This window comes from Polynucleobacter sp. AP-Melu-500A-A1 (genome assembly GCF_018882125.1).
Taxonomy (GTDB): domain Bacteria; phylum Pseudomonadota; class Gammaproteobacteria; order Burkholderiales; family Burkholderiaceae; genus Polynucleobacter.
Map to the genome: position 1 here is coordinate 199,797 of NZ_JACVOZ010000004.1, position 7,603 is coordinate 207,399.

The window sequence follows — 7,603 nt, forward strand, 5'->3', positions numbered from 1 at the left end:
AACAAATTTAGGTAGGATTATGGAGCGAAGAAGTTTTCTTAAATCTGCAGGTGCTGCCGCTCTTTTTATTAATGCACCAAGTGATTTAGTTGCTGCAGCTGCTAGCGCTAAACCTCAGGCAAATGGTGAATGGGACCAGGGACAAGTAAGACACTTGCTACCTACAGTTAGCGATACAGAAATATTGATCAAGGCATCATTTTTAGAGCCCCAAATTTATCCTCCAGTATTACGAGTAGATGGCAATGCGGTTACCGGGAAAATGACCGATACCCAAGGAGAGTTCTGGCAGTTCCATATGAGCAATCTCAAGCCAGGTCGCACATATCGTCTCAGTTTAAAAAGTCATCGAGGTGTTTCACTTTGCCAGCCATGGGAGCTTTCCACCTTTCCCGATAAGAACTCAAGTCCTGGCCAATTCAGAGCGCTATTCCTATCTTGTGTTGGTGGTCATGAAGCAATGGGGTTCTTGACTCCTGCTGTGCGTAATCGTCTATTAAAAAGAGCGCTGAGTTTTAAACCTCAGGCAACCATAGTCAATGGCGACCATGTTTACTGGGATTTACTATCTCCCGTTACTTCAAAAGGGGACTACGGTGGCGCAACAGAAAAGGCAATCAAAATTGCTGGTCAGTTTGATCGCGCAGGATTAGTCCTTGGGGGCGACAATGAGGCTGTTCTTAAAAAGGTAGTAGGACCACAGCTCACGCCAATTTATGGGGCAGACTTTCGCTCTACGCCAGTATTTTTTCTGCAAGATGATCATGACTATTTTGATAATGATGACGCTACTGATTCAATCATCACATTTCCACCTTCCTATTTCATGATGCAGTTAGCAAGAGCTACACAATCTATGTATTACCCGGAGTTTTTGGCGGATAAATCAAGGCCTAAGGGTCTGCCATATTCTTATGCTGCTGATAGGCCAGCTGGTGTATCGGAAAGCTTTGGCACCATTCGTTATGGAAATTTAGCTGAAATTGTTTTATATGACGTTAGAAGAACTGCTACTCTAGCGGGACCTTCGGCTGTATATGTTGATGCCAATGTCGAGAAATGGCTAATAGACCGAACTCAAAGCAATGAAGTTGATAACCTAATTCATTGCCCATCTAATCCACCTGGATGGTCTCTGGGTAAGTGGGGTGAATGGTATCCCGATGTTTTGATTGCAGAAGAAAAAAAATTAACTACCGCTATCCAAAAGCCATATTGGCAGTCTGGGTGGTTAAAGCAACATGATCGTCTTATGAGCGCCTTGTCTGCAAATCAATCTAGGACACCTCTTGTTATTAGCGGGGATATGCATTCAATTGCTTTAGGTTCAATGATGAGAAGTGGTACGCATGACTTTTCAAGTCATCCCGTAAATGTAGCCTTGTCTGGTACGGGTGGTACTTATCAGGGTGGATGGCCTTCTAGTGGACGGCGTAAGACTCCAGCAATGACATCCCTTGTCTTAGACTTCAAAGAAGAAATCAAACCCATAGAACAACATGGCTTTACTCTTGTGGACTTTACTAAAAATAAGATGGTCCTCAGTTTTTTCAAATGGGATGTGCATTCCCAATCTATTGAAGATATAGATTCTTTAATGCCCTTTCATGTAAAAGAACTTCCAAGAGCTTAATTTTATGTAATGAAGAAGGACCATGGTAATAAGTTTAAGATGGAGTTGAAGAGTCAAAATTAAGATCAATAAACGCATCGACCATTTCTTCAAATTTATCCTTTCTACATATGAAAAAGCCTCTGAATATTCATCAAGGGCTTTATTTTTGGTGGGTCAGGCGAGATCGGCTTCGCCAAAATTTTGTTTTCGAACTCGCGAATAACGGATTAAAAGAAATAAGATTGTTGATAAACAGTTTTACGATACAGGTTGGTAGGACTCTACGCGTGATTTGATCGCTAAAAAGCACATGATGAGTGCGGCAATTAAAAAACATCCCATGTTCAGAAATTTATATGCAATTGCACCACCAGCGCATCCTAATGAGAAAAGAAGTACTGTAGGGACCAAACTTTTAAGGCGTTTATAAATTACAATTTTCTCATCGGGGCTTGCGCCATGCATCAGATCACTACAATCAAGCATGATTTGAGTAGTTGTTAGCGTCATCACGGTTGTTGGGGGCGTCTCAGGTAAAAAAACTCGATGGATGACGTTATGAATAGTCATGCCGGCTACGAAAATAAGGCCAGTAAGAGTTGCGACTAAACTGTTGCCGTCTAAAAAAGGACCATACTCAATTGCGAGAATAGAACCAATCAACAGAAGTAGGGCATGGAGAGTAAGATATCTACTCATTAAAAACTGATCAACTTTAAAAACAGAAAGTTGTAAAAAACGAAACAATATGATTGTTAAGCAAAAAACAGGGATAGCTAAGGCTTTATCAATATATCCTGTAGACCCTGTTACTAAAGCAGCCGCAAGGGTCACGAAGTTTCCCGTCACATGAGCAGTAAATAGACCATTGAGAGCTAAAAATCCAGCAGTATCCATGTAGCCCCCAGTAAATCCTAATATGGCCGAGATTAATCGTTGATTTAACATTTTCGCCTTATTAATTCTTTTAAGATTATCAAATATTAAATCAGTTCGTAGCGGTATTGTTTCAATAACTCATCAAATACGGAAAATAGTACATGACTGCATTCATGTTTTTTTGACCTTGACTTTCAAATCTGACGTGGGATTTTGAGCGGTAAGCTTACTAAGTTAGTATAGTGGCGTATGTTTAATATATTTATCTATTTGTAAATGAAACTTTATATAAAGTTCCTCGCCCTAATTTTTAGCATTTTGATGGTTGGTCTTAGTTATGCTGAGAGCTTTCCTGATCGACCTATCAAATTAATTGTTGGATATGCTCCGGGTGGAGGGACTGATCTTGTTGCACGAGTACTGGCCCCATACTTAAGTAAGGCATTGGGGCAGCCCATTGTTGTTGACAATAAACCAGGTGCAGGAGGTTCTGCAGCTGCCTCTTACGTTGCTAAATCAAAGCCAGATGGCTATACATTACTGATATCTAGTGCTAGTAGTGTTTCTATTTATCCAGCCCTAAATCCCAAAGTAGATTATCAATTAAAAGATTTTGAGCCAGTTTCGCAACTCACAATTGCACCATTAGTGCTGGTAGTAAATAAAAATCTAGGTATTCATTCGGTTGCCGAATTAATTAAGGCGGCAAAGTCTTCTCCTGGAAAATTGAATTATGCAAGTTCAGGTATTGGTTCAGGGCCTCATTTTGCCGGCGTGTTATTTGAAGAGATTGCAGGCGTACAAATGACCCATATACCATTCAAGAGTGGTTCTCCAGCAGTCATTTCAGTTGTTGGCGGTGAGTCCCAACTCACTTTTGCTACTACACCAACAGTGATGCAATTAATTCGATCTGGTCAACTAGTTGGGCTAGCAGTTACCAGTAAAGAAGCCTCATCTTTAGTCCCCAATCTTCCTGGAATGAAAGATGCAGGTCTAGCAAATTATCAAATGTTTCAATGGAATGGAATATTTGCTCCTACTGGAACGCCTAAAGATATTGTAAATAAAATTTACACATCGCTAAAGCTAGCCATGAAGAATCCTGCAGTGAAAAAATCACTGGAGTCGGAGGGTACTGAGGTTCTTATTTCTGGCTCCCCAGAGAGTTTTAGTACTTTTTTAAAGGAGGATGCTAAATTTTGGAACAGGCTAATTTCGGTCGGCGGAGTAAAGGCATTTGAATAAATTTTAATTGGCTTATTTTTGAAGGTTAAATAATGCAAGCGTTTGATGGAATACGAGTATTGGATGTGACTAGAGTGCTTGCAGGACCGTACGCCTCTTACCAGTTAGCTTTATTAGGCGCAGATGTCATTAAGATTGAACCAGTCTCCAAAGGAGAGTCAACCCGCTGGCGTTCAGAGGGTGATGCCAAATTAGGTAATGTAGGAATGTCACCCTCATTCCTAACTCAAGGTGGAAATAAACGCTCACTAACCCTCAATTTAGATAGTCAAGAGGGGCAGGAAATTTTTTTAAAGCTGGCAGCTACTGCAGATGTCATTGTCGAAAATTTACGAACTGGTTCAATGTCAAAAAGAAACATTGGATATCAGCAAGTTTGCGTAGTGAAGCCCGATATTATTTATTGCTCAATGACAGGATATGGTCAAACGGGACCAAAGGCTCAATATCCTGCATATGATAGTGTTATTCAGGCAGCTGCTGGATTTATGAGTATTACAGGCACACCTGAAAGTGGCCCCCTAAAGTCTGGTCCACCAGTTGTGGATTACGCAATGGGAATGTCGGGAGCATATGCAATCTCTGCTGCATTATTTCAAAGATCAAGAACTGGGCAGGGTCAGCATATCGATATTTCAATGTTAGATAGTTGCATGGCACTAATGTCGAGTATTCTGACTACATATGTGAATACGGGCAACCCACCAGGACTTCGAGGTAATGAAGCTCCAAGTAGATCGCCGGCTTCAACGACTTTTAAAACTGCTGATGGCCTACTAGCGATTGCTATTAATGAACAGCATCAATTCACACACCTTCTTGAGGCAATTGGCTTGAAAGACTTACTAAGTGATGAGCGCTTCAAAGATGCCGCTAGTCGGAGGGAGCATACTCAAGTCTTACGAGTTGCAATCCAGGAAGCTTTAATGAAAGATAAGGCTAAAAGCTGGGAGGCAATTATTAATAAAGCTGGAGTGCCATGCTCGGAAGTGCTGACTATTCCCGAAGTGATGCTCTCTGCACAAGTTCAGGAGCGTGGTTTCTTTGGTAAATTTTCTCAGGAGGAATGCGGTTTAGATCGAGATATTCAGTTACCTAAAGCAGCTTTTAAATTCTGCAATGATGGTCCAACGCTACAAAAGCCTCCACCCCTTGTGGGAGAGCACGTTGATTCCATACTTCATAGCCTTGGGTATGGACTTGAAAAAATTACTAGTCTAAAAAACATGGGAATCGTCTGAGCTTTACTACCAGAGAACACTTAAACCATTAATCTCATTTCTATTGCCAACTGATAGAAAGATCGTGACCCAAGGTTCCAGTCCTGGTAGGGTCCACTGGAAGGGACGAGATTTTTCACTTTTCATTATTGTGATGAGTAATGTACGCGCACCATCTTTGAGTTCATTACTGAAATCGTGAAATTAACTGTTCTAGTTGCGCAGGAGGAAGGGCTCCAGAGATTCTTTCAACTTCAGTACCATTTTTAAAAATTGCTAAGGTCGGAATTGATCGAATATTGTATTGCTGGCCGATGACTGGATTGGCCTCAGTATCGAGTTTGATGTGCAGAACTCTTTCCCCATATTTCATTGCGCTAGCTTGGAAAGTTGGTGCAAACATTTTGCAAGGCCCACACCATGGCGCCCAAAAATCCATAATGACTGGCAATTTACTCTGAGTAAGAATTTCTTTAAAACTTGCTTGATCGGCCTCAATTGGTCCCAGTAGGAGGCTTGACTTACAGGCGCCACAAATAGGTTTTTCATTTAGCCGTTCTAATGGGAGGCGATTCATTTTCTGACAGTTTGGGCATTTAATAAGCATTACTAATTCCCTTCGAGCACGGTTAGAGTTAAATTAGTTCACTAGATTCATATTATTATCCATCCTATGGGTTTTAATAGAGAGTAGTATGAATAAAGTATTTAATTAGGGAGTGAATATGTCGCTACGCATCAATGATGTTGCACCAAACTTTACAACTGACTCCACCGCGGGAAAGTTAACCTTACATGATTGGATGGGCGATAGTTATGCCATCTTGTTTTCGCATCCAAAGGATTTCACACCAGTATGTACGACAGAGTTTGGTGCAGTTGCCAAACTAGCCCCTGAATTTGCCAATCGTAATACTAAGGTTATGGGGGTATCTGTAGACAGCGTAGAAGATCATCAAAAGTGGAAAAAGGACATTGCTGCTTTTGCTGGTGCACCTGCAGACTTCCCAATCATTGACGACACTTCATTGCAAGTAGCCAAACTTTACGACATGCTGCCGGCAGATGCTTATCTACCAGATGGCCGTACACCAGCCCATAGCGCTACTGTTCGTACGGTATTTATTATCGGCCCAGATAAAAAGCTGCGTCTGACCATGTCTTATCCAATGTCTGTTGGGCGTAATTTTGCAGAGATTCTCAGAGCGTTGGATGCTATTCAAATTACCGATGGTTTGCCGTTAGCAACTCCGGCAAACTGGACTCCTGGTCAAGATGTGATAGTGGGGCTAGCTTTAAATGATGAGCAGGCAACAGCAAAGTATGGTGAGCTTGATATGAAGTTGCCTTATCTGCGCTATGCAAAGTCCCCTAAGAAATAACTGAGGAAATTTTTTCCCATCTAAAACCACCCTCGGGTGGTTTTTTATTTAAAAGAACATAACCAAAAATGCTGGCCCAGTACGAAAGAAAAGAGACCACATAGCTGTGATCCCTTTGTATAAGTGGTGGGTCGGGCTAGATTCTAACTCGCGACCAACGATGTTTAGGTCGTAAGTTGGCGTTGCTTAATTAGCTCCGCTGCCGATATGCGAACAATCTTGCCATCAACGGTAGTTACGATTGCAGAATTGGTTTGAATTGCCAGGTCTATTGCAGCTTGTCCAGCACGCTGCATAGCGTAGTAGGACCCTGCGATATCGGGATCCAGAGAATTGCGAATGTCTTTATCAGGTGTAGTCGTAAGACACGTATCGTGAAGTTTATTTTTTTCCATAAGCTGCATCATGATCCGGTTCAATCAATAAGACCCTCAAAAAGTGTTCTTCTCTAAAACCAATTCCTCGAATTGACTTGCTTACTCGAAATGAATAAAGTGCCTCAATGCCTTTAGGGGGCGGGACACTATGAATCTTTTCCCATTTTAAACCCTTGTCACGATAGACTTGGTCCCAAGTTAATTGCGTGATTTTTTCAAAAGTAGCAATTGCTTTTTCTTGCTCAATGAGCTCAAGGTTATTCCAAGTAGATTGAAAGTTTGGGCTATTGAGATCCAGTTCAACTAATAACTCAGGCTTTACGTTTCGCACCATGAGCTTTAGCCGTTTTTAATTTAGAGAGATCGGTTGCTTTTGCAGGCGTTTTTTTTGCCCAAGCTAAAGCTGCACTTAAATTCTTTTTAACCGCAGGTTCATGTATCCATCTTTCATTGTCTGGAATAACAGTAGCCGTGCGAATAACCCAAACACCAGGCTCTGGGTTTTCAACTAAAACCTGACGACCTGCATGCTCCTTACCAAGTGAAATCTGCCCACTGGATCCAATGGATTTAATAATCTGATGATCTATGACTGCTCCCATGGTATTCTCCTATATTCATGCTGCATGACTGCATTATAGCATGAATTTGATAAAATAATACTGATTAGAGCGAAGACTCGAGGGTTGAATTGGATGGTAGATAGACGTTTTATTTGCTGGCAAAAGAAAAAGCCCCTGAATGTGTTCAAGGGCTTGTACGACTCGACACATAGTTAACACTTTATACCGGACACATACTTTACAGTTTTTGGCATAGGAGGGACCACTCTATGCCGTGGAATGAAAGTACGAAGATGGATGAAAAGCTACGTTTTGTGTC

The 7,603-nt window shown here is 41.4% G+C and carries 9 protein-coding genes; 4 read left to right on the forward strand and 5 right to left on the reverse strand.

Annotated elements, in window-relative coordinates; translation table 11 throughout:
* The first annotated feature begins 19 nt into the window (after positions 1–19).
* A complete protein-coding gene (locus ICN38_RS10565; RefSeq protein ID WP_216257056.1) occupies positions 20–1,633 on the forward strand; it encodes an alkaline phosphatase D family protein in 1,614 nt (537 codons plus the stop codon).
* 240 nt (positions 1,634–1,873) lie between these two features.
* Here the strand turns inward: ICN38_RS10565 and ICN38_RS10570 are convergent, their stop codons facing one another.
* Positions 1,874–2,563 carry a DUF1275 family protein gene (locus tag ICN38_RS10570; RefSeq protein WP_255562820.1) on the reverse strand — a complete coding sequence of 230 codons (690 nt, stop codon included), beginning with the start codon at positions 2,561–2,563 and terminating at the stop codon, positions 1,874–1,876.
* A gap of 207 nt (positions 2,564–2,770) precedes the next feature.
* Here ICN38_RS10570 and ICN38_RS10575 point away from each other — a divergent pair, with 207 nt between their 5' ends.
* Both ICN38_RS10575 and ICN38_RS10580 read left to right on the forward strand, forming a co-directional pair.
* Entirely contained in the window at positions 2,771–3,742 is a 972-nt protein-coding gene (locus ICN38_RS10575) for a tripartite tricarboxylate transporter substrate binding protein (protein ID WP_216257058.1), read from the forward strand.
* A gap of 32 nt (positions 3,743–3,774) precedes the next feature.
* Entirely contained in the window at positions 3,775–4,983 is a 1,209-nt protein-coding gene (locus ICN38_RS10580) for a CaiB/BaiF CoA-transferase family protein (RefSeq protein ID WP_216257059.1), read from the forward strand.
* A gap of 166 nt (positions 4,984–5,149) precedes the next feature.
* On the opposite strand, the gene trxC is transcribed toward ICN38_RS10580, so the two are convergent.
* Entirely contained in the window at positions 5,150–5,569 is a 420-nt protein-coding gene (gene trxC, locus ICN38_RS10585) for a thioredoxin TrxC (protein ID WP_255562821.1), read from the reverse strand.
* A 118-nt stretch (positions 5,570–5,687) separates the two neighbouring features.
* Here trxC and ICN38_RS10590 point away from each other — a divergent pair, with 118 nt between their 5' ends.
* Entirely contained in the window at positions 5,688–6,344 is a 657-nt protein-coding gene (locus ICN38_RS10590) for a peroxiredoxin (RefSeq protein WP_216257061.1), read from the forward strand.
* Positions 6,345–6,508: 164 nt separating this feature from the next.
* Here the strand turns inward: ICN38_RS10590 and ICN38_RS10595 are convergent, their stop codons facing one another.
* Genes ICN38_RS10595 through ICN38_RS10605 form a run of 3 tightly spaced genes read right to left on the reverse strand, consistent with a single transcriptional unit; the run spans position 6,509 to position 7,323 of the window.
* Complete coding sequence (locus ICN38_RS10595) at positions 6,509–6,739, reverse strand: hypothetical protein (protein ID WP_216257062.1); 231 nt, start codon at positions 6,737–6,739, stop codon at positions 6,509–6,511.
* A complete protein-coding gene (locus ICN38_RS10600) occupies positions 6,726–7,055 on the reverse strand; it encodes a hypothetical protein (protein ID WP_216257063.1) in 330 nt (109 codons plus the stop codon). Before ICN38_RS10600 ends, ICN38_RS10595 begins: the two co-directional genes overlap by 14 nt.
* Entirely contained in the window at positions 7,033–7,323 is a 291-nt protein-coding gene (locus tag ICN38_RS10605; RefSeq protein ID WP_216257064.1) for a hypothetical protein, read from the reverse strand. Before ICN38_RS10605 ends, ICN38_RS10600 begins: the two co-directional genes overlap by 23 nt.
* Positions 7,324–7,603: the final 280 nt, after the last annotated feature.

Coding starts and splice junctions, on each gene's coding strand:
- ICN38_RS10595 (WP_216257062.1), bottom strand. CDS start 6,739: ATGGAAAAAAATAAACTTCACGATACGTGTCTTACGACTACACCTGAT.
- ICN38_RS10575 (WP_216257058.1), top strand. CDS start 2,771: ATGAAACTTTATATAAAGTTCCTCGCCCTAATTTTTAGCATTTTGATG.
- ICN38_RS10565 (WP_216257056.1), top strand. CDS start 20: ATGGAGCGAAGAAGTTTTCTTAAATCTGCAGGTGCTGCCGCTCTTTTT.
- ICN38_RS10605 (WP_216257064.1), bottom strand. CDS start 7,323: ATGGGAGCAGTCATAGATCATCAGATTATTAAATCCATTGGATCCAGT.
- ICN38_RS10570 (WP_255562820.1), bottom strand. CDS start 2,563: ATGTTAAATCAACGATTAATCTCGGCCATATTAGGATTTACTGGGGGC.
- ICN38_RS10600 (WP_216257063.1), bottom strand. CDS start 7,055: ATGGTGCGAAACGTAAAGCCTGAGTTATTAGTTGAACTGGATCTCAAT.
- ICN38_RS10590 (WP_216257061.1), top strand. CDS start 5,688: ATGTCGCTACGCATCAATGATGTTGCACCAAACTTTACAACTGACTCC.
- trxC (WP_255562821.1), bottom strand. CDS start 5,569: ATGCTTATTAAATGCCCAAACTGTCAGAAAATGAATCGCCTCCCATTA.
- ICN38_RS10580 (WP_216257059.1), top strand. CDS start 3,775: ATGCAAGCGTTTGATGGAATACGAGTATTGGATGTGACTAGAGTGCTT.